At 68.4% G+C, this 23,063-nt stretch carries 22 protein-coding genes; 11 read left to right on the top strand and 11 right to left on the bottom strand.

Features of this window, described 5'->3' with window-relative positions:
* Positions 1-171 precede the first annotated feature (171 nt).
* Positions 172-1,287, bottom strand: coding sequence for a PQQ-dependent sugar dehydrogenase (locus J5T34_RS03290; RefSeq protein ID WP_208578580.1), 1,116 nt, complete (start codon positions 1,285-1,287; stop codon positions 172-174).
* A 164-nt stretch (positions 1,288-1,451) separates the two neighbouring features.
* Here J5T34_RS03290 and rpsP point away from each other — a divergent pair, with 164 nt between their 5' ends.
* The 5 genes from rpsP (at position 1,452) to J5T34_RS03265 (ending at position 4,614) form a co-directional block, all read left to right on the top strand.
* Positions 1,452-1,703 carry a 30S ribosomal protein S16 gene (gene rpsP, locus J5T34_RS03285; protein WP_174107458.1) on the top strand — a complete coding sequence of 84 codons (252 nt, stop codon included), beginning with the start codon at positions 1,452-1,454 and terminating at the stop codon, positions 1,701-1,703.
* A 91-nt stretch (positions 1,704-1,794) separates the two neighbouring features.
* Complete coding sequence (gene rimM, locus J5T34_RS03280) at positions 1,795-2,430, top strand: ribosome maturation factor RimM (RefSeq protein ID WP_244258678.1); 636 nt, start codon at positions 1,795-1,797, stop codon at positions 2,428-2,430.
* A gap of 89 nt (positions 2,431-2,519) precedes the next feature.
* Positions 2,520-3,308 carry a tRNA (guanosine(37)-N1)-methyltransferase TrmD gene (trmD, locus tag J5T34_RS03275; protein ID WP_208578578.1) on the top strand — a complete coding sequence of 263 codons (789 nt, stop codon included), beginning with the start codon at positions 2,520-2,522 and terminating at the stop codon, positions 3,306-3,308.
* A gap of 75 nt (positions 3,309-3,383) precedes the next feature.
* Positions 3,384-3,776, top strand: a complete 393-nt coding sequence (rplS, locus tag J5T34_RS03270; protein WP_006577006.1) for a 50S ribosomal protein L19 — start codon at positions 3,384-3,386, stop codon at positions 3,774-3,776.
* Between the two features lie 157 nt (positions 3,777-3,933).
* Entirely contained in the window at positions 3,934-4,614 is a 681-nt protein-coding gene (locus tag J5T34_RS03265; RefSeq protein WP_208578577.1) for a CoA pyrophosphatase, read from the top strand.
* A 39-nt stretch (positions 4,615-4,653) separates the two neighbouring features.
* On the opposite strand, the gene J5T34_RS03260 is transcribed toward J5T34_RS03265, so the two are convergent.
* Entirely contained in the window at positions 4,654-5,532 is an 879-nt protein-coding gene (locus J5T34_RS03260; protein WP_208578576.1) for a sulfurtransferase, read from the bottom strand.
* 280 nt (positions 5,533-5,812) lie between these two features.
* On the opposite strand from J5T34_RS03260, the gene dnaE reads away from it, so the two are divergent.
* Entirely contained in the window at positions 5,813-9,325 is a 3,513-nt protein-coding gene (dnaE, locus tag J5T34_RS03255) for a DNA polymerase III subunit alpha (protein ID WP_208578575.1), read from the top strand.
* A gap of 197 nt (positions 9,326-9,522) precedes the next feature.
* Here the strand turns inward: dnaE and J5T34_RS03250 are convergent, their stop codons facing one another.
* Positions 9,523-10,566, bottom strand: coding sequence for a glycosyltransferase (locus J5T34_RS03250; RefSeq protein WP_208578574.1), 1,044 nt, complete (start codon positions 10,564-10,566; stop codon positions 9,523-9,525).
* A 223-nt stretch (positions 10,567-10,789) separates the two neighbouring features.
* Between J5T34_RS03250 and J5T34_RS03245 the strand changes: the two genes are divergently transcribed.
* Positions 10,790-12,067 (top strand): O-antigen ligase family protein, encoded by a 1,278-nt coding sequence (locus J5T34_RS03245; protein ID WP_208578573.1) that lies wholly within the window; start codon positions 10,790-10,792, stop codon positions 12,065-12,067.
* 54 nt (positions 12,068-12,121) lie between these two features.
* Here the strand turns inward: J5T34_RS03245 and J5T34_RS03240 are convergent, their stop codons facing one another.
* Both J5T34_RS03240 and J5T34_RS03235 read right to left on the bottom strand, forming a co-directional pair.
* Positions 12,122-13,165, bottom strand: a complete 1,044-nt coding sequence (locus J5T34_RS03240; protein WP_208578572.1) for a glycosyltransferase family 4 protein — start codon at positions 13,163-13,165, stop codon at positions 12,122-12,124.
* Between the two features lie 61 nt (positions 13,166-13,226).
* On the bottom strand, positions 13,227-13,985 hold the full coding sequence (locus J5T34_RS03235; RefSeq protein WP_208578571.1) for a glycosyltransferase family 2 protein: 759 nt from the start codon (positions 13,983-13,985) through the stop codon (positions 13,227-13,229).
* Between the two features lie 253 nt (positions 13,986-14,238).
* Between J5T34_RS03235 and msbA the strand changes: the two genes are divergently transcribed.
* The 3 genes from msbA to J5T34_RS03220 all read left to right on the top strand — a co-directional run bounded on the left by msbA (position 14,239) and on the right by J5T34_RS03220 (position 17,199).
* Positions 14,239-15,963 (top strand): lipid A export permease/ATP-binding protein MsbA, encoded by a 1,725-nt coding sequence (gene msbA, locus J5T34_RS03230; protein WP_174107468.1) that lies wholly within the window; start codon positions 14,239-14,241, stop codon positions 15,961-15,963.
* A 135-nt stretch (positions 15,964-16,098) separates the two neighbouring features.
* A complete protein-coding gene (locus tag J5T34_RS03225) occupies positions 16,099-16,725 on the top strand; it encodes a peroxidase-related enzyme (protein ID WP_208578570.1) in 627 nt (208 codons plus the stop codon).
* 72 nt (positions 16,726-16,797) lie between these two features.
* Positions 16,798-17,199 carry a hypothetical protein gene (locus J5T34_RS03220; protein WP_244258677.1) on the top strand — a complete coding sequence of 134 codons (402 nt, stop codon included), beginning with the start codon at positions 16,798-16,800 and terminating at the stop codon, positions 17,197-17,199.
* A gap of 61 nt (positions 17,200-17,260) precedes the next feature.
* Here the strand turns inward: J5T34_RS03220 and J5T34_RS03215 are convergent, their stop codons facing one another.
* Positions 17,261-17,794 (bottom strand): hypothetical protein, encoded by a 534-nt coding sequence (locus J5T34_RS03215; RefSeq protein ID WP_432207625.1) that lies wholly within the window; start codon positions 17,792-17,794, stop codon positions 17,261-17,263.
* Positions 17,795-17,877: 83 nt separating this feature from the next.
* Between J5T34_RS03215 and J5T34_RS03210 the strand changes: the two genes are divergently transcribed.
* Positions 17,878-18,621, top strand: a complete 744-nt coding sequence (locus J5T34_RS03210; protein WP_208578569.1) for a hypothetical protein — start codon at positions 17,878-17,880, stop codon at positions 18,619-18,621.
* 54 nt (positions 18,622-18,675) lie between these two features.
* On the opposite strand, the gene rng is transcribed toward J5T34_RS03210, so the two are convergent.
* From rng to J5T34_RS03185, 5 genes are all read right to left on the bottom strand, one after another.
* Entirely contained in the window at positions 18,676-20,139 is a 1,464-nt protein-coding gene (gene rng, locus J5T34_RS03205) for a ribonuclease G (RefSeq protein ID WP_208578568.1), read from the bottom strand.
* Between the two features lie 139 nt (positions 20,140-20,278).
* Positions 20,279-20,884 (bottom strand): Maf family protein, encoded by a 606-nt coding sequence (locus J5T34_RS03200; RefSeq protein ID WP_208578567.1) that lies wholly within the window; start codon positions 20,882-20,884, stop codon positions 20,279-20,281.
* A gap of 96 nt (positions 20,885-20,980) precedes the next feature.
* Complete coding sequence (gene rlmH / locus J5T34_RS03195; RefSeq protein ID WP_150084135.1) at positions 20,981-21,451, bottom strand: 23S rRNA (pseudouridine(1915)-N(3))-methyltransferase RlmH; 471 nt, start codon at positions 21,449-21,451, stop codon at positions 20,981-20,983.
* Between the two features lie 29 nt (positions 21,452-21,480).
* Entirely contained in the window at positions 21,481-22,284 is an 804-nt protein-coding gene (rsfS, locus tag J5T34_RS03190) for a ribosome silencing factor (RefSeq protein WP_208578566.1), read from the bottom strand.
* 100 nt (positions 22,285-22,384) lie between these two features.
* Positions 22,385-23,053, bottom strand: a complete 669-nt coding sequence (locus J5T34_RS03185) for a nicotinate-nucleotide adenylyltransferase (RefSeq protein ID WP_208578565.1) — start codon at positions 23,051-23,053, stop codon at positions 22,385-22,387.
* Positions 23,054-23,063 lie beyond the last annotated feature (10 nt).

The raw sequence follows: 23,063 nt of genomic DNA, 5'->3' as shown, positions 1-23,063 counted from the left end.
TTGTTATCGAGAAGATTGGGATCATGGTACGCAGCGCTGCCAGCAGGCGCCTATGCCAATCCCGTTACCGGTGTAACGGATTGTTTCGCCTGCGAATGCGGTCTGTTCTCATCTTCCCCGGCGCGTGCGCGCGCACCTGCCGGGGCGAAGGTCGATGGCTGCCACCCGTCGTTATGGCGCATAGCGGATGCGGTAGATCGCGCCTGCCATATCGTCGCTGACCAGCAGGGAACCGTCGGGCGCGACCTCGACATCGGCCGGTCTGCCCCACGGCTGGCCGTCCTGCAGCCAGCCTTGCGCGAACACCTCCTGTCTGACCGCCTTGCCGCTGTCGTCGAGCACCACCCGCGTGATGCGATATCCGATGCGCTCGCTGCGGTTCCAGCTGCCGTGTTCGGCGATGAAGATGTTGTTGCGGTATTCGGCGGGGAACTGCGTGCCGGTGTAGAAGCGCATGCCGAGCGCCGCGACGTGCGGGCCCAGCCGTGCCACCGGCGGCTCGAACGACGAGCACGGACGCTGCTTGCCGAACTCGGGATCGCTGAGGTTGCCGGCATGGCAGTACGGGAAGCCGAAATGCATGCCGGCGCGCGGCGCGCGGTTCAATTCGTCGGGCGGCTGGTCGTCGCCGAGCCAGTCGCGGCCGTTGTCGGTGAACCACAGTTCGCGCGTGGTCGGATGCCAGTCGAAGCCGACGGTATTGCGCACGCCTTTGGCCACGACCTGCAGGTCCGTCCCGTCCGGCTTCATCTTCATCACGTTGGCGTAGCGGCCTTCGTCGCGGGTGCACACATTGCACGGCGCGCCGATCGGCACGTACAGGTAGCCGTCGGGCCCGAAGGCGATGAAGCGTCCGCCGTGGTGCGTCTCGCTGGGCAGCTGATTGTTGATGACGACCGGCTTGGGCGGATTGGACAGGCGCTGTTCGATGCCGTCGAGCCGCAGGATGCGCGACACCGACGAGGTATAGAGCGCGCCGTCGCGCCAGGCCACGCCGATCGGCAGCGTCAGGCCGCTGGCGACGGTGTGGACCACGGGCTTGCCGCTGAGCGGCGCCTGCACCGCGTAGACCTTGCCGGCGCCGCGGCTGCCGACGTACAGTGTGCCCCCCGGAGAAAAGGTCATGCCGCGCGCCTCCGGCACGGCGTCGGTCAGCCGCTCGATGCGAAAGCCGGGCGGCAACTGGATCTGCTCGAGAGACTGCGCGTGCGCGCTCGGCGCGATGGCCTGGGACAGCAGGGCGGCAAGCCCCGCCAGGACGGTGGAAAAGTGACTAAGGTAGCGCACGACCCCTCCTGCGATTGGTATTTTTGCCACGATGCCGAGGCGTGACGCGGCCGTCAATCGGTCCACGCCGCCGTCGGGCGTCCTAAGTGTTTGTTTGGCCTCAGTATTTGGGCTATACTCTTGCGTTTCGTGTTCGAACACCCCGTTTTTCGAGGAATTCACTCATGGTCGTAATCCGTCTGGCCCGTGGCGGCAGCAAGAAGCGCCCGTTCTTCAATATCGTTGCAGCCGATTCGCGCAACCGTCGCGACGGTCGTTTCATCGAGCGTATCGGCTTCTACAACCCGCTGGCTTCGCAAGGCGAAGAAGGTCTGCGTCTGGCGCAAGACCGCCTGACCTACTGGCAAGGCGTTGGCGCCCAACTGTCGCCGACCGTTGCTCGTCTGGTCAAGGGCGCTGCCAAGACCGCTGCCTGATTTTCGCCAGCAGTCGTCTGCCGTGACCACGTCCGCGCGCGGCGCGCAACGGCGGCCGCTGAACGTTCCGCCTGGCGCTGCCGGGTCGAGAATGGGGGCCGGAACAGGAACCGGCACGCCGCACGACGTGCGGATCCCGGCCGCGCTGGTGTACGCGCAAGCCCTGCCGGAAGACCTGATCGAGGTCGGCTATGTGGCTTCGGCCTACGGCGTGCGAGGCTGGATCAAGGTCCAGCCCCATGCGCAGGATGCCGGCGGCTTGCTGCACGCGCGGCGGTGGTGGCTGCTGCCGCCCGAGGCGCCCGCTTCGCGGCCGGTGCCCCAGTCCGCGGCCCGCGAGTCACGGCCGCTGTGCCTGAAGATCGCCCAGTCGCGCGAGCATAGCGGCACGGTGGTGGCGCAGGCGTCCGGTGTGGCGGACCGCAATCTGGCCGAGGCGCTCAAGGGGCGCCGCGTCTGGATCCGGCGCGAGGATTTCCCCCCGCCGGAGGAAAACGAGTTTTACTGGGTCGATCTGATCGGCTGCACGGTGATCAACGAACAGGGCGAAGCCCTGGGCGAAGTCGCCGGACTGATCGACAACGGCGCGCACCAGATCCTGCAGGTTGCCTACGCGCTGCCGGACGGCAAGCCCGGCGAGCGTCTGATTCCCTTCGTCGACGCCTACCTGCGCCACGTCGATATCGACGCCCGGCGCATCGTGGTGGACTGGGGACTGGACTACTAGCCGCGGCTGCGAAAGCAGCAGGGCAGTCAGCCAGAGGCAAGGCAAAGCAAGGCAAGGCAACGGCGAGCAACGGAACAGGAGTGAGGCGGATGCAGTTCGACGTGATCACGCTGTTCCCGGAGATGTTCCGCGCGCTGACCGACTGGGGCATTACCAGCCGGGCCGCCAAGCAGCAGCGCTATACGCTGCGCAGCTGGAATCCGCGGGACTTCACCACGGACAACTACCGCACCATCGACGACCGTCCCTACGGGGGCGGACCCGGCATGGTGATGCTGGCCAAGCCGCTGGAGGACGCCATCGACGCCGCCGTCGCGGCGCAGGCCGACGCCAGTGCCAACGCGGGCGCCGCGCACGTGGTGCTGATGTCGCCGCAGGGCGCGCCGCTGACGCACGCCAAGGTGGTCGAGCTGGCGCAGCGGCCGGGTCTGGTGCTGATCTGCGGCCGCTACGAGGCAATCGACCAGCGGCTGATCGACCGCCGTGTCGACGAGGAAATCAGCCTCGGCGATTTCGTGCTGTCGGGCGGCGAACTGCCGGCGATGGCGTTGATCGACGCGGTGGTGCGTCTGCTGCCCGGCGTGCTGGGCGACGCGCAGTCGGCGGTGCAGGACAGCTTCGTCAACGGGCTGCTCGATTGTCCGCACTACACGCGGCCCGAGGAATACGAAGGCATGCGGGTCCCCGAGATACTGCTCGGCGGCCATCATGCCGAGATCGAAAAATGGCGGCGCCGTCAGGCGCTGGCCAATACGGCGCGCAAGCGGCCCGACCTGATCGAGTCCGCGCGCCGTCAAGGTTTGCTGACCAAGGCCGACGAGAAGTTCTTGTCGGAGTGGGCGGCGAAGGAAGGGCGGGGGCAAGCCTCCGCCAGTTGAAACCCCATCCTCTGTCGGGGCCGCGCCATGGGGCGAGGCTTGCAACGCCGGCACGATGGCACAGGAGAAGAAACGATGAACATCATCGAGCAGATCGAGAAGGAAGAGATCGCGCGTCTGACCGCGAACAAGACCATCCCCGCATTCGCGCCGGGCGACACCGTTGTCGTCAACGTGAACGTGGTCGAAGGCAACCGCAAGCGCGTGCAGGCTTACGAAGGCGTGGTGATCGCCAAGCGCAACCGTGGCCTGAATTCGTCCTTCATCGTGCGCAAGATCTCGTCGGGTGAGGGCGTGGAGCGTACGTTCCAGCTGTACTCGCCGCTGATCGCCGGCATCGAAGTCAAGCGCCGCGGCGATGTGCGCCGCGCCAAGCTGTACTATCTGCGCCAGCGTTCGGGCAAGTCCGCTCGCATCAAGGAAAAGCTCGTCACGAAGGCCTCCAAGGCCGCAGTCGCTGCCGAGTAAGACGCAGCGCCCGGTCGGCACGCCGGCCGGCGCGATCGACGGGGTTTGCGCCCCGTCTTCGAGGGCACCTTCGGGTGCCCTTTTTGCATGGTGGCCATGCCGTCGCCAGGCCGCGCCGCCGATGCGCCGCAGCGAGGTCTGTCATACTTGTGCCGCTATGCGCCCCGCCTTCGATCCCGAATCGCTGCCGATCGTCTCGGTCGACAGCCAGCATCCCCCGCTTTCCGAGCCGCGCCTGCGGCCCGATTTTATCCGCCATCGCTTTCTGACGCCGCCGGCCTGGCAGCCCGAGCTGACCGACGAGTCGCGCGCCTATGACCCCAAGCAGAGCCTGCGCGACGCCGCGGTGCTGATCCCGCTGGTGCAGCGCGCCGACGGCCTGACCGTGCTGCTGACGCAGCGCAACGCCAATCTGAGCGCGCACGCCGGCCAGATCAGCTTCCCCGGCGGCCGCTGGGAGCCGGAGGACGTCAATCGCGTCGCCACGGCGCTGCGCGAGACCGAGGAAGAGATCGGGCTGGAGCGGGATTACGTCGAGGTGCTGGGCGCGCTGCCGGACTACATCACCGGCACCGGCTTTCATGTCAGCCCGGTGGTGGGACTGGTGCGCGACGGCTTCGCGCTGCGCCCCGATGCGCGCGAGGTGGCCGATGTATTCGAGGTGCCGCTGGCCTTCCTGATGGACCCGTCGCACCATCAGCGGCGGCTGTTCCGCTGGGTCGACGGCGAGCGGATGTTCTATGCGATGCCGTATCCGCGCGAAGGGGGCGGCCATCGCTTCATCTGGGGCGCGACGGCCGGCATGCTGCGCAATCTGTACCACCTGCTGGCCGCCTAGCGCGGCCGCGCTCCCCGTCCTGAGTGGGTGCCGCGGGGATCAGGCCCGTGCCGCTTTCGCTTCGTTGATCGACTCGCCCTGCGCCGCACGCGCCGAATGGCAGTGCGGGCAGCTGACCCCGACCACATAGTGCGGGCTCTGCTGCTCCTCCGGCGTGACGACGGCGCGGCAGGCGAAACATTGCCTGGGCCCGGCCGGCTGCAGGTCGGGATTGAGTGCGGTGCGGTAGTCGAAGACGAAGCAGTCGCCGCGATAGTGGCTGCCGCCGACCTCCTCGAAGTACTTCAGAATGCCGCCCTCGAGCTGATAGACGCGCTCGATGCCGGCCTGCTGCATATGGATCGCGCCCTTCTCGCAGCGGATGCCGCCGGTGCAGAACGACACCACCGTCTTGCCGGCGAACTCGTCCTTGTGCTCGGCCACCACCGCCGGGAAATCGCTGAATTTCTGCAGCCCGTAGTCGACCGCCTGCTCGAAGGTGCCGACGGCGACCTCGAAGGCATTGCGCGTGTCGAGCACCACCACCGGGCGGCCCTCGTCGTCATGGCCCTGGTCGAGCCAGCGCTTGAGGTCGGCGGGCCGCACCGACGGCGCGCGGCCTTCCTCCGGCCGGATCAGCGGCATCTTCATCGTGATGATCTCGCGCTTGACGCGCACCAGCATCCGCTTGAACGGCTGCGTCTCCGACAGGCTCTCCTTCGGCTGCAGGTCGGCAAAGCGCGGATCGGCGCGCAGCCAGCCCACCACGTCGTCGATGCCTTCGCGGCTGCCCGCGAGAAACAGGTTGATGCCTTCGGGCGCGAGCAGGATGGTGCCCTTCAGGTCCGCCGCCTCGCAGCGTTCGCGCAGCGCGGGGCGCAGCGTGTCGATGTCGCTGAGCGTGACGAACTTGTAGGCGGAAATATTGACGATCTGCATGGACTGCGGAGATGGCGTTGCGGCATGGCAGACGTCGCGGGACCGGTCCGTGGACCGCGCCGCGTCGCCGCGGTTACGTCGTCCTCATTGCGCCGCCGTGATTACGTCGCCGTGATTACGTCGCCATTAACTGCCTGATTGGAAACGCGAAATTATAGCGGTTCGGACAGGCCGGCGGCACCGTGCCCCACGCCAGCGGGGCCGCGCAACCGGCTCCGCATGCGGATTTCGTCGCGCGCCGGCGGTCCGGCGACCACCTCGCGCCGGTACAATGGCGCCCATGTCTTCGCCCCGCTTCGTACATCTCCGCCTCCATTCCGAATACTCGATCGTCGACGGCATCGTTCGCCTCGAGGATGCGGTCAAGGCCGCCGCCGCCGACGGCATGGGCGCGCTTGCGCTGACCGACCTTGCCAACGCCTTCGGCCTGATCCGCTTCTACAAGGAGGCGCGCGGCGGTGGCGTCAAGCCGATCGTCGGCGCCGACGTCTGGCTGACCAACGCCGACGATCGCGACAAGCCGGCGCGCATGCTGCTGCTGGTGCAGGACCGGCGCGGCTATCTGAACCTGTGCGTGCTGCTGTCGCGCGCCTGGCTGTCGAACCAGTACCGCGGCCGCGCCGAGCTCGAGCCGGCCTGGTTCGAGGAACCCGGCGAGGACGGCCTGCCGCTGTCCACCGGCCTGATCGCGCTGTCCGGCGCGATGGGCGGCGACGTCGGGCAGGCGCTCGCCAACGGCAACGACGCGGCAGCGCAACGCGCCGCGCGGCATTGGGCCGCGGTGTTCCCGCAGCGCTACTACATCGAACTGCAGCGCGCGGGCCATCCCGGTACCGAAGCCTATGTGCAACGCGCCGTGCAGCTGGCCGCGGCGCTGCAGCTGCCGGTGGTGGCGACGCACCCGATCCAGTTCATGACCCCCGACGACCATACCGCGCACGAGGCGCGCGTCTGTATCGCCGAGGGGGAGTTGCTGGCCAACCCGCGCCGCGCGCGCCGCTTCACCACCGACCAGTATTTCAAGACGCAGGACGAGATGTGCGCGCTGTTCGCCGACATCCCGTCGGCGCTCGAGAACGCGGTGCAGATCGCGCGCCGCTGCAACCTGACGCTCGAGCTCGGCAAGCCGCGCCTGCCGCTGTTTCCGACGCCGGATGGCATGTCGCTGGACGACTATCTGGTGCACATGTCGAAGGAGGGGCTCGAGCGCCGTCTGGCGGTGCTGTTCCCCGACGAGGCGGAGCGCGAGGCGAAGCGGCCCGAATACTACGCGCGGCTGGAGTTCGAGACCGGCATCATCATCAAGATGGGGTTCCCCGGCTACTTCCTGATCGTGGCGGACTTCATCAACTGGGCCAAGAACAACGGCGTGCCGGTCGGGCCGGGCCGGGGCTCGGGCGCCGGCTCGCTGGTCGCCTACGCGCTCGGCATCACCGACCTCGATCCGCTGAAGTACGCGCTGCTGTTCGAGCGTTTCCTGAATCCGGAGCGGGTCTCGATGCCCGACTTCGATATCGACTTCTGCCAGCACGGCCGCGATCGCGTGATCCAGTACGTCAAGGAGAAGTACGGCAAGGATGCGGTGTCGCAGATCGCCACCTTCGGCACCATGGCGGCCAAGGCCGCGGTGCGCGACGTCGGCCGCGTGCTCGATCTGGGCTACAACTTCGTCGACGGCGTGGCCAAGCTGATCCCGTTCAAGCCGGGCAAGCTGGTGACGATCGAGGAGGCCAAGAAGGAAGAGCCGCTGCTGACCGAGCGCGAGAACAACGAAGAGGAAGTGCGTCAGCTGCTCGAACTGGCGCAGCGCGTCGAAGGCATGACCCGCAACGTCGGCATGCACGCCGGCGGCGTGCTGATCGCGCCGGGCAAGCTGACCGACTTCTGTCCGCTGTACACGCAGGGCGGCCAGAACGACGGCATGAGCGGCGTGGTCAGCCAGTACGACAAGGACGACGTCGAGGCCGCCGGCCTGGTCAAGTTCGACTTTCTGGGCCTGACCACGCTGACCATCCTCGACTGGGCCGAGCGCTATATCCGCCGGCTCGATCCGGGCAAGGCCGACTGGAACTGCAGCCAGATCCCGCTCGACGATCCGGCCGCCTTCGACATCCTGAAGTCCGCCAACACGGTGGCGGTGTTCCAGCTGGAAAGCCGCGGCATGCAGGGCATGCTCAAGGACGCCAAGCCCGACCGCTTCGAGGACATCATCGCGCTGGTGTCGCTGTACCGGCCGGGCCCGATGGACCTGATCCCCAGCTTCTGCGCGCGCAAGCACGGCCGCGAGAAGGTGGAATATCCGGACCCGCGCGTCGAACCCGTCCTGAAAGAGACCTACGGCATCATGGTCTATCAGGAGCAGGTGATGCAGATGGCGCAGATCATCGGCGGCTACTCGCTCGGCGGCGCCGACCTGCTGCGCCGCGCGATGGGCAAGAAGAAGGCCGAGGAGATGGCCAAGCATCGCGAGCTGTTCCGCGAGGGCGCCGCGAAGAACGGGCTGTCGGCCGACAAGGCCGACGAGATCTTCGACCTGATGGAGAAGTTCGCCGGCTACGGCTTCAACAAGTCGCACGCGGCGGCCTATGCCTTGCTGGCGTACTACACGGCCTGGCTGAAGGCGCATCATCCGGCCGAATTCATGGCGGCCAACATGTCGCTGGCGATGGACGACACCGACAAGGTCAAGATCCTCTACGAGGATTGCCGCGCCAACGGGCTGCGCGTGCTGCCGCCGGACGTCAACGCCAGCGAATACCGCTTCGCCCCGACCGATGCGAAGACCATCCGCTACGGCTTGGGCGGCATCAAGGGTTCGGGCCAGGGCGCGATCGAGGACATCCTGCGCGCGCGCGAGGAGCGGCCGTTCACCGATCTGTTCGACTTCTGCGAACGCGTCGACCGCCGCCAGGTCAACCGCCGCACCATCGAGGCGCTGATCCGCGCCGGTGCGTTCGACACGCTGCATCCGAACCGCGCCCAGCTGCTGGCCTCGGTGCCGCGCGCGATGGAGGCGGCCGAGCAGAAGGCCGAATCGGCCAACCAGGTGTCGCTGTTCGACCTGATGGCCGACGATGGCGACGCACACCGGCCGGAGCTGATCGACGAGCCGGCCTGGACGCCCAAGCGCATGCTGCAGGAGGAAAAGCAGGCGCTTGGCTACTACTTCTCCGGCCACCTGTTCGACGCCTATCGCGACGAAGTGCGGCGCTTCGTCAAGGGCACGCTGGCGGTGCTGGAAAAGGAAGTGCAGGGCAACGGCGGCGGCTACGGCCGCGACGTGCGCGGCAAGATGGTCGCCGGCGTGATCACCGGCATCCGCACGCAGATGACGCAGCGCGGCAAGATGCTGATCGTGCTGCTCGACGACGGCACCGGGCAGATCGAGATGACGGTGTTCAACGAGCTGTTCGACGCCAACCGGCAGATGTTCCGCGAGGACGAACTGCTGATCGCGCAGGGCAATGCGCGCCACGACACCTTCACCGGCGGCGTGCGTTTTACCGCGGAAACGGTGATGGACCTGACGACCGCGCGCATCCGCCATGCGCGCGCGCTGAAGCTGTCGCTGAACGGCAACTCGTCGACCGCGATGCTGCGCGAGCTGCTGACCCCGCATCTGGCCCAATCCGCGGGCGGCGCCGGCCTGCCGGTCTGCATCCAGTACGCGAGCGCCGCGGCGGTCTGCGAGGCGGTGCTGGGGCAGGCGTGGCAGGTGGTGCCGTCGGACGATACGCTGGCCGCGCTGCGGGCGGCGCTCTCGCCGGAGTGCGTCAGTACGCTGTACGAGTGAACCGGCCGTGGCGCAGCGATCTGGCAGGGCGCGCGCCTTTCCGATATCGGGCGTTATCGGCTCCCTCTCCCGCTTGCGGGAGAGGGTAGGGGAGAGGGAATAGGGCGGTTCAACGAGCGTTGAGGCCCGATCAAGCGCCGGGTTCCCTCTCCCCCAACCCCTCTCCCGCACGCGGGAGAGGGGAGTAGCGAAGCCCCTCAGCCCTTCATCCCCTTCACCATGTTCCCCAGCGCGAAGAACGGCGCATACACGCCCGGGCAGGCGGCATAGAGGAACATCCGCAGCCGGTGGCCGAGCCGCACGCCGCGCGCGCCGAGCAGCAGCCGCACGCGGTCGCCGGTGCTGGTGGCGGCGAAGATGTCCCTGGTGAACGTCTCGCGCGCCAGCTTGCCCGCCTTGTGACGGCGCATCGCGTCGCCGGCGCCGGCCAGTTCGGCGTCCTGGATGAACTGCAGCGTTTCTGCCAGCGCGCTGCGATTGGTCAGCTGGATGCGCTTGACGAAGTCCGCCGGCGTGCGCCATTTGCGCTTGCCCGAGACGCCGCCGCGGCGATAGCGCACCAGCGGCCGGCGCAGCGTGATGGCGCCGCCGCCGAGCACCGCGCGCAGCGTGGTGATCTGGTCTTCCGAGATCATGCCCGGTGCGATCGGGCCGAAGCGTTCGAACTGGCGGCGGGTCCAGGTATGCGAGGCGCCGATGACGACCGGCGGTTCGGCCATCCAGCGCTGCAGGCTGTCATAGATGCCGAGCTCGCTGTGCGCGATGGTGCCGTGGTCGGCGCCCTCGTGATCCATGTCGATCAGATCGGTGGCGATCAGGTCCGGCTTGCGGCCGTGCGCGAGCCAGGCCTGCGCGACCTCGCGGCAGCGCGTCGGCAGCGAGATATCGTCGCCGGCGGCGACGAAGATCAGCTCGCCGTGCGACAGCTCGACCAGCTGGCTCAGATGCCCGCTGATGCCCAGGTTGACCGGATTGCGCCGCAGCGTCACGCGATGGGGTCCCGCATAGCCCTGCAGGGCGCGCTGCGCGGCGGCGAAGGTGTCGTCGGTGGAGGCGTCGTCCGACACGATGATCTCCAGGCCCGGATAGTCCTGAGCGAGCGCGCCGGCGATCGCGTCGGCGATGAAGCGCTGCTGGTTGTAGGTGATCAGCAGCAGGGTTGCGGACGGCCACGCGCTGTCCTGCGCCTTCGCCGTGTCTGCCGCCTCCCGCACATCGCTGCCATTCGCCGTACCGCTCATCCTCGCTCCTCCCTCGTTGCCGCTCGCGTTTCGCCCGATCGGGCAAGGCCGAACGATACCATGGCACCCGGCACCCCCTCGCCGGGAGGAGGGGCGCAAGGGCGACGGTATAATGCGCCGCTGGCGCGCCCCGGAGCGATCACCGCAGCCAGCGTTGCCTTGTTTCCGGCTCATGGCCAATGTGCCCGCCAACGCCGTTCCGGCGCCGATTCGTAATTCATCCATGAGCATTGATCGTCTGTCCACCGGTGTCGCCGCGATTGCCGCGGCGCTGTCCCCTGTGCTGATGCTGACCCTGCAGGGCGGCACCGGCTACTGCTTCTTCGTCGTGCTGGCTTTCAGCCTGCTGTGGCTGAGCCAGGCGGAGAATCGCCATCGCAGCCGCACGCTGCTGCTGCGCTACAAGTGGTACGTCGTCGCGATGACGGCCTATCCGCTGGCGATCGGCCTCCAGGCGTTGCTGACCGGTGAGGTGCCGTCGCGCGCCTTCGATTCGCCGTCGCGCCTGCTGCTGTCCGTGCCGATCTTCCTGCTGCTGGCCGCGGTGCCGGCCGAGCGGCTGCGGCCCTTTCAATGGGGCTGTGTGATCGGCGCGCTGGGCGCCTGCTTCTGGTCCGTGCTGATCCTGTTCTCGCCCGCGGAGTGGGTGATGTCCGGGCGGGCCGGCAATCCCTTCACCAATCCGATTCCGTTCGGCGACACCGCGCTGGTGCTCGGCTTCATGGGCGCCATTCCGCTGGCCGAACGCGGCCGTCCGCGCTGGGAACTGGTTCTGCGGCTGCTGGGCCTGGCGGCGGGCTGCTATGCGTCCTATGCGTCGGAAAGCCGCGGCGGCTGGATCGCCATTCCGGTGATGCTGTGGGTCCTGCTGTGCCGCTTCGACCTGGCGCGCATGCGCCCGCGCCGGCTGATGCTGGTGTTTGCGGCCTCGCTGACGCTGGGCGCGATGGCGGCCCTGAACACGCCCGTGGTGCAGAGCCGCATTGCGGCGGCCACCTCGGATTTCGAGCGGCTGGCGCGCGGCGATGCCGATACCTCCATCGGCCTGCGGCTGCAGCTGTGGCAGGCGGCATGGACGCTGTTCGAGCGGGAGCCGGCGCTGGGCGTCGGCAAGGGCACGCTGAAGGACAGCCTGCAGGGACTGGCCGAACGCGGCGAGGCCTCGCCGGCGATCATCCATCCGCACGCGCACAACGAACTGTTCTCGACGCTGGCCGAGATGGGGCTGCTGGGCCTGGCGGTGCTGCTGCTGCTGTACTACGGCTCGACCGTCTATTTCTGGCGCCATCGCCATTCGCCCGATCCGGACATCGCCACCGCGGCCGCGATGGGCCTGGTGCTGACGCTGGGCACCGTGGTGTTCGGTCTGACCATCGATGTCTTCACGCTGGTGATGAACACCGCCTTCTTCGGGCTGACCTCCGCCACGCTGCTGGGCATCATCGCCAACCGCACGCAGCAGCTGGAAGCGGCGGCCGCAGCCGCCGCCCGCTCGCGCTGAGCGGACGCGTACCGGTACCTGTACCTGTACCTGTATCTGTAATACCTGTACCGGTCAGGCGCCGCCGAGCCGCAGCAGCGCATCGAGATGCGCGGCCGGTTCGGGGTTGTAGCGCAAATGCCAGCGCGGCTCGGCGATGCGCGCGCCGCCGTCCTTCGACCACGCCGCCGCCTCGCGCATGACGGCGGCAATGGCGGCCACGTCGCTGCGCGGGAAGCGCCGCGCCACCGCATCGTCCATCACCTCGAGGCAGGCGATATTGTCGGCCAGCAGCACCGGCGTGCCGCACAGCACCGATTCGATCCCCACCAGCCCGAACGGCTCGTAGCTGGACGCCAGCACGGTGAAATCGGCCGCGGCATAGAGCTCGGCCATATTGGCGCAGTAACCGAGCTCCCGCACGCCGGGCAGCGTCCTGCCGACCGGGCGTCCGGCGACCGCCAGCGTCGCATCGAGGCCGCTGTCGGCCAGCGCGCGGGCCAGCACGTCCAGGCCCTTGCGGGCATGGTCCGACGAGGGGAACAGGAACACCGGCGTGTCGCCGAAGCCGAAGCGCTGGCGCAGCGCCGCGCGCGCGGCATCGTCGACCGGCCGGAAGCGCGCGGTATCGACCGGCGGATAGAGCAGGGCGAGCCTTTCGGCGGGGACGCCATACAGCTCGGCCAGCTCGTCGGCCATCAATTGCGAATGCGCGACCACGTGGCGCGCGGCCGCGTAGTGGCGCGACTCCAGTTCGATCTGGCGCCGGTCCCAGAAGGTCGGCGCGCGGCCGGACGCGCGCAGGTAGCCGCGATGGGTGCCGCCGCAGATCGCCAGGTCGGCGCCGACCACGCGGTTGCAGCCGATCAGCAGATCGCAGTGGCGATGCGCGTCGCGCATGCCCCAGGAGAACGCCGTGTCGCGCATCTTGCCCGGCAGCCAGCGCACGCGCACCAGATGCCGGTCGACCTGCCCGTACTCGGGGATGTCGCCGTCGAAGCGGCGCGCGAACACCGCGGGGCGCTCGCCGCGCGCGATCAGGCCACGCGCCAGATCGAGCGCATAGCGTTCGAAGCCGCCGCCCTTGCCGAAGCGGTTGCAGGAGATGCCGATCTTCATGGACACGGATATCGGGACGGGAGGAAAGCGACAAAAGCCGAGGTCATGGGCCGCCCCGCGGTCATTGGCCGCCGGGCTGCTGCCGGCCCAGGTACCACAGCTTCAGGTATTTGTAATAGCTCGCCTGCGCGTTCATCAGCGCGACGCCGAAGCCTTCGGCGCCGTCGAGAATGCTGCGGCGAAGCAGCCAGGTCCGCAGGAAGGCCCACAGGCCATGCCCCGCGGCCGCCAGCGGCGTCGAGCGCTTGCCGCGGCTGAAGGCCTGGCGTGCGCCCGCCGACGAATAGCTGTCGATCTTGCGCAGCACGTCGGAGTAATCGCGATAGCTGTAGTGCGTCAGCGGCTCGCGCAGCCGGCCGAGCCGGCCCTGCACGATCAGGCTCTCGTGCACCAGCGCATCGCTGAAACGGCCGTGGCCGCGGCGGAACAGCCGCGTCACGTAATCGGGATACCAGCCGCCATGGCGGATGAAGCGGCCGCAGAACTGCGACAGCCGCGGCATTTCGTAGCCGTCGGCGCTGTCGCTGGCGATCGCGGCGAGAATCTCGTCGCGCAGCGCGGGGCTGACGCGCTCGTCGGCATCGATGCTGAGGATCCAGTCGCCGGTGGCGGCGTCGACCGCGCGGTTCTTCTGCGGGCCGAAGCCCGGCCAGTCCTCGGTCACGATCACGCGCGCGCCCATCTCCCGGGCAATCGCGGGGGTGGCGTCCGCGCTCATGCAATCCACTATAATCGCCTCGTCACACCACTTCACGCTCTCCAGACAGGCCTGGATATTGTGGGCTTCGTTGCGGGTGATGATGACGACGGAGAGTTTCATTGACGTGGTCGTATGGCCTGCTGTATGACGCGATCCAGCCGCGATCCGACCGCATTCGGCACGGTATCGCCCCGGTCGAGCGCGGCGCCATTGTACCCCGGCCCTTTTGTTGGCCCTTCGTCGGCCCCTTGTCGGCTCATGCCGGCCCGGCCCTGCCGGTGCCCGCTTCCGGTCTTCGGCCGGGCTCGCCGGCGCCTCTGATTATTCCGAAGGAGTGTTCTTGTCCCGCCCATCGACGCCAGGTGTGCAAACCATGCCCGCCCGACTCTGGTCCTACCTGCGCCCGGAGTTGCGCATCTTCATCGCCGCCATCGTTGCGATGGCCGTCGTGGCCGCCAGCGAAGGGGTGATCCCCAAGGTCGTCAACGATCTGCTGGACAAGGGCTTCGGCGGCGATTACGCCGGCAAGCTGTGGCATGTGCCGGCGATCCTGACCGGTGTCGCGCTGATCCGGGGCCTGGCCCAGTTCGCCTCCGGTTATCTGCTGAGCCTGATCTCCAACCGCGTGCTGCTGAAGATGCGGCTGCAGATGTTCGAGCGGATGCTGCATGTGCCGGCGATGTTCTTCCATCGCAATACCGCGGCATCGCTGATCAACGCGGTGATCTTCGAGGTCAACCAGGTGCTGCAGATCCTGACCAGCGTCTTCATCACGCTGGTGCGCGATTCGCTGACGGTGGTCGCGCTGTTGATCTACCTGTTCTACACCAACTGGCGGCTGACGCTGATCGTCGCGGTGATCCTGCCGGTGATCGGCTACCTGATGTCGAAGATCAACCGGCGCCTGCGCAAGCTCAACCGCGAGCACCAGACGCTGACCAACAGCGCCGCCTATGTCGTCGAGGAAGCGGCGGGCGGTTTCAAGGTCGTCAAGCTGCACGGCGGCGAGACCTACGAGCTGGCGCGCTTTCGCGCGATGGCCGAGCGGCTGAAGAACTATTCGATGCGGATGGCGGTCGCGGGCGGGCTGAACCAGCCGGTCACCGCGTTCCTGGCCGCGCTGGCGCTGTCGGTGATCATCACCATCGCGATGGTGCAGGCGCAGGGCAACCAGACCACGATCGGCGGCTTCACCGGCTTCGTGATGGCGATGCTGCTGCTGATCTCGCCGCTGAAGCATCTGACCGACATCAACCAGCCGCTGACGCGCGGCATGACCGCCGCCGAAATGATTTTCCGCCTGATCGACGAGCCGGTGGAGCCGCAGCAGGGCGGACTGCCGCTGGACCGCGCGCGCGGCGAGCTGGTGTTCGAGCGCGTCGGCTTCCGTTACGGCGACGCCGGGCGCCCCGCGCTGCAGGACGTGTCGCTGCGGGTCAGCCCGGGCGAGGTGCTGGCGCTGGTCGGTCCGTCCGGCAGCGGCAAGACCACGCTGGTCAATCTGGTGCCGCGCTTCTTCGATCCGACCGAAGGGCGCATCCTGCTCGACGGCCAGCCGCTCGACGCGCTGGTGCTGAAGGATCTGCGCCGCCAGATCGCCTTCGTCAGCCAGGACGTGGTGCTGTTCAACGACACCGTCGCCGCCAACGTGGCCTATGGCGTGCACTCGGCCGACCAGATCGACATGGCGCGGGTCGAGCGCGCGCTGGAGGCCGCCTACCTGACCGACGTGGTCAAGGGGCTGCCGGAGGGTCTGCAGACCAATATCGGCGATAACGGCATGAAGCTGTCGGGCGGCCAGCGCCAGCGCCTGGCGATCGCGCGCGCGCTGTACAAGGACGCGCCGATCCTGATCCTGGACGAGGCCACCTCGGCGCTGGACTCGGAGTCCGAGCGCCAGGTCCAGGCCGCGCTGGAATCGCTGATGGTCGGCCGCACCACGCTGGTGATCGCGCACCGGCTGTCGACCATCGAGAACGCCGACCGCATCGCGGTGCTGGATCAGGGACGCATCGCCGAGCACGGCACCCATGCCGAGCTGCTGGCCGCGAACGGCCTGTACGCCGGGCTGCACCGCATCCAGTTCGCCACGCAGTAGGCCCGCCGCGCGGTTCGGCGCCGGCCGGCAAGGCTTGGCGTGCTGCCGTGGCTGGCCGATACTGTGGCAGGCCTCGCGCACCGCGCGGGGCCATGCCGATAGACGGATAGACCGGAAACCACCGAGGAGACATCGATGAGCGAATCGCAGCAAGCCAGTCCGTCCTCGACTGCATCGGCCGACAGGCCGATCAGCCGCTACCCCGTGCCGACGCTGGAGCAGGTGCCCGACGATATCCGCGAGCGGATTCTGGCGGTGCAGGAGAAGGCCGGCTTCGTCCCCAATGTGTTCCTCGCGCTCGCGCACCGTCCGGCCGAGTTCCGCGCCTTCTTCGCCTATCACGACGCGCTGATGGACAAGGAGGGCGGGCTGACCAAGGGCGAGCGCGAGATGATCGTGGTCGCTACCTCGGGCGTCAACCAGTGCCTCTATTGCGTGGTCGCCCACGGCGCGATCCTGCGCATCTACGAGAAGAAGCCGCTGCTGGCCGACCAGGTCGCGGTCAACTATCGCAAGGCCGATCTTCCGCCGCGCCAGCGCGCGATGCTCGATTTCGCGATGAAGGTCTGCCAGGCCTCGCACGAGATCGACGAAGCGGATTTCGAGGTGCTGCGCGCGCATGGCTTCTCCGACGAGGACGCCTGGGATATCGCCGCGATCACCGCCTTCTTCGGCCTGTCCAACCGCATGGCCAACACCATCGGCATGCGTCCCAACGATGAGTTTTTCCTGATGGGGCGCGTGCCGAAGGCCAAGCCGTAGTCCGGTTGCGAAACCGGCCGTCTCGCCCGCGGGCGGCAGATGCCGCCCGCTCCCGACCTGCAAGGAGATTGCATGCCACGGATCGTCGACCGATCGTTTCTTTCCTCGCTTCTTTCGTCGTTTCTTGCCGCGCTTGTTCCCCTGCTTCGTCCTCGCCGGAACGGCATCGGCCGGCTGGCCTGCGCGGCAACCGGCGTGACCCTGCTGGCAGCCTGCGCCAGCGAACCGCCGCCGGGACCGCCGCCGCCGCCGATGGGCGGTGCCGGTACGCCGCAAGGCTGCGCCGCCGACAAGATGGCCGACGACGCGCTGGTCGGCAAGCCGGAGGCCGAGGCGATCGCGCTGCTGGACGGCTGCGCCTGGCGCATCGGCCAGCGCGACGCGCAGCAGTTCCCCGGCACCATGGATTACCGTCCGGACCGCCGCACGCTGGGCATCGCGGGCGGCCTGGTGGTCTGGGTCAAGCGGGGCTGAAAGGGCGGCGCCGGGCGCCGGCGTCCTTGCCGGCGCCGGTTTCGTACGTTGCGCGGCGGGTCTACTTGACCTGCGCGCACATGCCGCTGGCCGGGTCGAACATCACCGGCCACGCTTCTTCATAGATTCCCGGCGTACAACGCTTCTGGCAATTGGCATGGGCCAGCGTGACGCGCCGCGGGTCCTGCCACACCATCAGCTTGCAGCCGCTGTCGTCGCGCGCGACCAGCTCGATATGCGGAGCCTTCTGGACCTGCCGGAACTCGCTCAGATCGAAGGCGCACGAGCCGCGGCGCCGGGGCACCCACAGTTTCCAGTTCAGCGCCTGCACCTCGTTGGCGGTCACGCGCACGCGCGCTTCTTCGCGAAAGCCGTCGTCCTCGGTGCGGCTGCAATAGCCGGCCAGCTCGATCACGCGCGCGGCAATCGGTGGCGGAGGGGCGGGTGTGACCTGGCGTTCGGGCGCCGCCGGGGGCAACGAGGGCGCGCGCTTGGCCAGTTCCTGCACGGGCGCACAGCCCGGTAACGCCAATGTTGCGGCAAGCAGCAGGCCTGCCCATGGCGCGATCCGCCGCGCCGACGGCCCTTGGGCCATTGCGTCAATCCAGCGTGTCATCGTCCGCTCTCCGCCGCCGCACCAGGCGCGCGCCATCCTTGTCTCCGTTATAGAAGATCGCCGTGCAGTTGGTCATGCGGTCTGACCCTGAGAGCGCGTTCGACGCCGTCGTCCGCGGCGATCGGCCAATATCGCTTGTCGTTGCCGAACTGCGATGCGAAGGGCCGAATGTGAAAGCGGTGGTGCGACCGGACCGCGATGCTCTGAGCCCTGGCGGATTCGCGTCGAACGCCGATGCTGCCGCCAGGCCTCCTTCAAACACCGTCACGGAGATCGGTATGAACGTCAATATGCGTCCGAGTGCGACCAACCACGCAGCCCCTCAGGGCGGGCCATCCGCCGCCACCACACCGGCCGACCCGCGCAGCGTGCCGCTGTCATCGCCGCAGGTCGGCGCGACGGTTGCGGCCGCGACGCCGGCAAAGGGCGCGCAGCCTCACGACAGGGCGCCGTTGGTCGCCGCGCCAAATGCGAAACGGCCAAAGGCGGAACGGCCAGACGCGGATCGGTTCACGGACCGGCTGAAACACATGGTGTGGTTGCTGGTGCGGCCCTTCGCAACGTCGCAGCACCCGCTACCAGCCACGCGGCGAATACTGGGGCACGTGCTTGTCACCGGCGCCCAGGTTGCCTTGGTCGGCAGCGGTCTGGCCATGTTGATCATGGGCGTGGGGGTGGTCCCGGCCGCGATTGCCGGCGCGGCGTGCCTCGTGCTGATAGGTGCCGCCGTCGTGATGTCAGTGCGGTACGCGCGCTCGCGCCTGCATGCCGCTCCATCGACCGACGAGGCCGCCCGCAGGGAATGATGTCTTCGGGTGGCCGCAGCGTGCCGCGGCACGCCGGGCGCGGCGGCCACCCGCCTACATCAGGATGATGTCGTACTGCTCCTGATGGAAGGTCGATTCGACCTGCAGCGAAATCGGCTTGCCGATGAAGTCGCCCAGCATCGCCATATGCTGGCTTTCCTCTTCGAGGAAGAGGTCGATCACTTCCTGCGAGGCCAGGATGCGGAACTCGCGCGGATTGAACTGGCGCGACTCGCGCATGATCTCGCGCAGGATCTCGTAGCAGACCGTGCGCGGCGTCTTGACCTGGCCCTTGCCCTGGCAGACCGGGCACTGTTCGCACAGCACGTGCGCCAGCGATTCGCGGGTGCGCTTGCGCGTCATCTCGACCAGCCCGAGCTGCGAAAAGCCGTTGACGGTGATGCGGGTGCGGTCGCGCGACAGCGCCCGCTTCAGTTCCGACAGCACCGCGTCGCGATGCTCGACATTCTCCATGTCGATGAAGTCGATGATGATGATGCCGCCCAGATTGCGCAGCCGCAGCTGGCGCGCGATCGTGTGCGCCGCTTCGAGATTGGTCTTGAAGATGGTGTCGTCGAAATTGCGGGCGCCGACATAGCCGCCGGTGTTGACGTCGATCGTCGTCATCGCCTCGGTCTGGTCGATCATCAGATACCCGCCCGACTTCAGATCGACGCGCCGCGACAGCGCGCGCTCGATTTCCGCGTCGATATTGAACAGGTCGAAGATCGGCCGCTCGCCGGTGTAGTGCGACAGCCGCGGCAGCACCGCGGGCGTGTATTCCTGCGCGAACTCGACCAGCTTCTGGTAGTTCTCGCGCGAGTCGACCTGGATCACGCCGGTGGCGTCGTTGACAAAATCGCGCAGCACGCGCTGGGCCAGGCTCAGGTCCTGATAGAGCAGGCTGGGCGCCGGCAGCGTGGTGGCGTTGAGCCGGATCGCGCCCCAGATCTTGCGAAGGTAGGCGATGTCGTTGCCCAGCTCCTCGTCGGTCGCCTCTTCGGCGATGGTGCGCACGATGAAGCCGCCGCGCTCGTCCTCGGGCACCAGCCCCTGCACGCGGGCACGCAGCGCCTCGCGATCGACCTCGCCTTCGATCCGTTGCGAGATGCCGATATGGGGGTCCTGCGGCAGATAGACCAGCGTGCGGCCGGCGATGCTGACCTGGGTCGACAGCCGCGCGCCCTTGGTGCCGATCGGGTCCTTGATCACCTGCACCATCAGCGCCTGGCCTTCGAACAGCGTCTTCTCGATCGCCAGCTGCGTGCTGCCGTTGCGGTCCGGTTCGCGCCGGTGCCAGATATCGGCGACGTGCAGGAAGGCCGCGCGCTCGAGCCCGATGTCGATGAAGGCCGATTGCATGCCGGGCAGCACGCGCACCACCTTGCCCAGATAGATATTGCCGACCAGTCCGCGCGTCAGCGTGCGCTCGACATGAAGCTCCTGCACCGCGGCCTGCTGCACGATGGCCACGCGCGTTTCCTGCGGGGTGATATTGACGAGGATGTCTTCGGTCATGTTGTGTGCGATCCGTCGCCGGCTGGCTGGCTCGTCCGCTGTTCTCTGTCGCGGCGGAGCAGGTTGGTCCCCTGGATGCCTGGCGGCGCGGTCGGCGGGCGACCCGGCGCCATGTTCGGCGTTGCTCGGGCGGTGCGCTTCAGAAGCGCAGGCCGGCCTGTCGCAACAGCGCTGCCGTCTCGAACAGGGGCAGGCCCATGATACCCGAATAGCTTCCCGCGATCCGCTGCACGAACTCGGCGGCGCGGCCCTGGATGCCGTAGGCGCCGGCCTTGCCGAGCGGCTCGCCGCTGGCCACGTAGCGCGCGATCTCGTCCTCGCGCATCGCGCGGAAGCTGACCTCGGAGATCGACAGCGCATGGTGCGCGCCGAGGGTCGAGACCACGGTCACCGCGGTCAGCACCCGATGCGTGGTGCCGGACAGCGCCGTCAGCATCGCCGCGGCGTCGTCGGCATGCTCCGGCTTGCCGAGGATGCGGCCGCCCAGGCAGACCGTGGTGTCGGAGGTCAGGATCGGCGCGTCGGGCAGCGCGCGGCGTTCGCGGCGGCGCAGCGCGGCCTCGGCCTTCAGCGCGCAGACGCGCTGCACGTAGTCATCCGGCGTTTCGCCGGGCAGCACCGCTTCGAGCGCCTCGGCGTCTTCGTCGTCGTCGGGCAGCAGCAGCTGGTATGACACGCCGAGCTGGGTCAGCAGCTCGCGGCGGCGAGGGCTTTGGGAGGCGAGGTAGAGGACGTCGTGGAGCACGGTGGCACGGGCGCGGAGGAGCGCGGTGGGACGTTGTGGGTGGGACGAGGGTGGGACGAACGCAGGGGCCGGCGACCGGGAGCGGGCGATGGCAGGTCAGACCCGATGGTAAGGGTGGTTCTGCGTGACGGTCCAGGCGCGGTACAGCTGCTCGGCCAGCAGCACGCGCACCATGCCGTGCGGCAGCGTCAGGCTGGACAGCCGCAGCAGCGTCTGCGCGCGGGCCTTCAGCGCCGGATCGAGGCCGTCCGCACCGCCGATCAGAAAGGCGACATCGCCGCCCTCGCGCTGCCAGCCGGTCAACTGTTCGGCCAGCTGCATCGTGGTCAGGTCGCGGCCGCGTTCGTCCAGCGCGACGATGCGGCACTGGCGCGGCAGCGCGGCCTCGATGCGCGCGGCCTCGCGCTGCATCACGGTCGCCGCGTTGTTGCTGGCGGTGCGGGCCTCTGGCTTGATCTCGCGCAGCACGATGCGCAGCTCCGGCGGCATGCGCTTGGCATACTCGGCGAAGCCCGCCTCGATCCAGGCCGGCATCTTGTGCCCGACCGCGACGATCAGCAACTGCACGGCGGCGCGCTGCGACAGCGTGGCCCGGCTCAGGCCGAGCGGGTGGTGCGCTTGCGCGGCGCCGCGGTCTTGGCGGCGGCGCTGCGCGTGGTGCTGGTCTTGGCGGCGGTGCGGGTGCCGGTGCCGGTTCCCGTCCTGGCCGCGGTCTTGGCGGCCGTCGTGGCCGTCTTGGCGGCGGTCTTGGTCGCCGTCTTGCGCGCGGCGCCGGTACCGCTGCCGGTGCCCGTGCGTGCCGCCGTCTTGCGTGCCGGCGCGGCGCCGCTGCTGCTGGTGGTGCGGGGTCGGGCGACCGGCTTGCGCTGGGTGGCGATCGCGTCCGGATCGGTGTCCTCGTGACCCATCGGCGGCGACGGCTCCTTCATGCCTTCGGGCAGGCGGGCCAGCGCCGGACGTTCGCCGACGGCGCGGCGGGTGCTGCGGCGCGGCGCCTTTTCCTCTGCGTCCTCGTCCTCGTCCATCGGCTCGCTGGCCTTTGCCAGCCCCTTGGCGGCACCGAGCTTGAGCCGCACCGGCTTGTCGCCCCAGATTTCTTCGAGGTTGTAGTACTGGCGCAGCTGCGGCTGCAGGATATGCACCACCGCGTCGCCGCAGTCGACCAGCACCCATTCGCCGGTCTCCATGCCTTCCACCGCGATGATGTGGCCGCCGGCTTCCTTGACGGTGTCGCGTACCGAGGCGGCCAGCGCCTTGGTCTGCCGGTTCGAGGTGCCGCTGGCGATCACCACGCGGTCGAACAGTTCGGTCAGGTGCGAGGTGTCGAACACCTTGATGTCCTGTGCCTTGACGTCCTCGAGGCCATCGACGATGGCGCGTTGCAGTTTGCGAATATCCATGGTGCCTTGGTGGTGCCCTTGTATTTTGTCAGCGAGGGATCGGTGGCCGTAGCCGCGTCCCGGGCCAGTGCTACGGGCCGGCCCGGTTCCACGGTCCTGCTCAGTCCTGGCGATAGAGTCCGTAGGTGGCGATGTAGTGTGCCACGCCCGGGGGGAGTTGGTCATCCGCGCGCTGGCCGGCGGCGAGGCGCTGGCGCAGGGCGGTGGAGGAGAGGTCGACGGCGAGCGTCTGGTCGATCCACATCCGGCCGGAGGGCGTGGATTGTATCAGGTGCGCGTCGGCGCGGCGCTGGGCCAGCGCTTCGCGCACCGGGCCATCGAGCTGGTCCAGCGCGAAGCCGGGCCGGGTCGCGACGCACAGGTGGACGTAGTCGAGCAGGTCCTCCCAGCCGTGCCAGGTGTGCAAGCGCAGCAACTGGTCGGCGCCCATCAGCCAGGCGAGCGACGTCTGCGGACCGAATTGCTCGCGCAGCTGGCGCACCGTATCGATGGTGTAGCTCGGGCCGGCGCGATCGACCTCCATGCGGCTGGCGTGGACCCGCGCCGGCGCGTCGGCCAGCGCCGCGGCGGCCAGCTCCGTCATCGCCAGCCGGTCGGCGGCCGGCGTCACGTCGTTGCCTTTCTGCCACGACTGGCCGGTGGGGATCCACAGCAGCTCGTCCAGTTGCAGATGGTCGATGCACAGCCGCGCCAGCGCCAGGTGGCCGACATGGGGCGGGTCGAAGGTGCCGCCGAGGATGCCGAGGCGGTAGAGGCGGTGGGTGTTCATCGACAAGGTT

The organism is Cupriavidus gilardii, assembly GCF_017598945.1.
Classification (GTDB): Bacteria; Pseudomonadota; Gammaproteobacteria; order Burkholderiales; family Burkholderiaceae; genus Cupriavidus; species Cupriavidus gilardii_E.
This window is presented reverse-complemented; position numbering and strand designations above follow the sequence as displayed.

Bases quoted from the DNA above. Each gene is read 5' to 3' on its own strand.
- rpsP (WP_174107458.1), top strand. From the start codon at position 1,452: ATGGTCGTAATCCGTCTGGCCCGTGGCGGCAGCAAGAAGCGCCCGTTC.
- rimM (WP_244258678.1), top strand. From the start codon at position 1,795: ATGGGGGCCGGAACAGGAACCGGCACGCCGCACGACGTGCGGATCCCG.
- trmD (WP_208578578.1), top strand. From the start codon at position 2,520: ATGCAGTTCGACGTGATCACGCTGTTCCCGGAGATGTTCCGCGCGCTG.
- rplS (WP_006577006.1), top strand. From the start codon at position 3,384: ATGAACATCATCGAGCAGATCGAGAAGGAAGAGATCGCGCGTCTGACC.
- J5T34_RS03265 (WP_208578577.1), top strand. From the start codon at position 3,934: ATGCGCCCCGCCTTCGATCCCGAATCGCTGCCGATCGTCTCGGTCGAC.
- J5T34_RS03260 (WP_208578576.1), bottom strand. From the start codon at position 5,532: ATGCAGATCGTCAATATTTCCGCCTACAAGTTCGTCACGCTCAGCGAC.
- dnaE (WP_208578575.1), top strand. From the start codon at position 5,813: ATGTCTTCGCCCCGCTTCGTACATCTCCGCCTCCATTCCGAATACTCG.
- J5T34_RS03250 (WP_208578574.1), bottom strand. From the start codon at position 10,566: ATGAGCGGTACGGCGAATGGCAGCGATGTGCGGGAGGCGGCAGACACG.
- J5T34_RS03245 (WP_208578573.1), top strand. From the start codon at position 10,790: ATGAGCATTGATCGTCTGTCCACCGGTGTCGCCGCGATTGCCGCGGCG.
- J5T34_RS03240 (WP_208578572.1), bottom strand. From the start codon at position 13,165: ATGAAGATCGGCATCTCCTGCAACCGCTTCGGCAAGGGCGGCGGCTTC.
- J5T34_RS03235 (WP_208578571.1), bottom strand. From the start codon at position 13,985: ATGAAACTCTCCGTCGTCATCATCACCCGCAACGAAGCCCACAATATC.
- msbA (WP_174107468.1), top strand. From the start codon at position 14,239: ATGCCCGCCCGACTCTGGTCCTACCTGCGCCCGGAGTTGCGCATCTTC.
- J5T34_RS03225 (WP_208578570.1), top strand. From the start codon at position 16,099: ATGAGCGAATCGCAGCAAGCCAGTCCGTCCTCGACTGCATCGGCCGAC.
- J5T34_RS03220 (WP_244258677.1), top strand. From the start codon at position 16,798: ATGCCACGGATCGTCGACCGATCGTTTCTTTCCTCGCTTCTTTCGTCG.
- J5T34_RS03215 (WP_432207625.1), bottom strand. From the start codon at position 17,794: ATGGCCCAAGGGCCGTCGGCGCGGCGGATCGCGCCATGGGCAGGCCTG.
- rng (WP_208578568.1), bottom strand. From the start codon at position 20,139: ATGACCGAAGACATCCTCGTCAATATCACCCCGCAGGAAACGCGCGTG.
- rsfS (WP_208578566.1), bottom strand. From the start codon at position 22,284: ATGGATATTCGCAAACTGCAACGCGCCATCGTCGATGGCCTCGAGGAC.
- J5T34_RS03185 (WP_208578565.1), bottom strand. From the start codon at position 23,053: ATGAACACCCACCGCCTCTACCGCCTCGGCATCCTCGGCGGCACCTTC.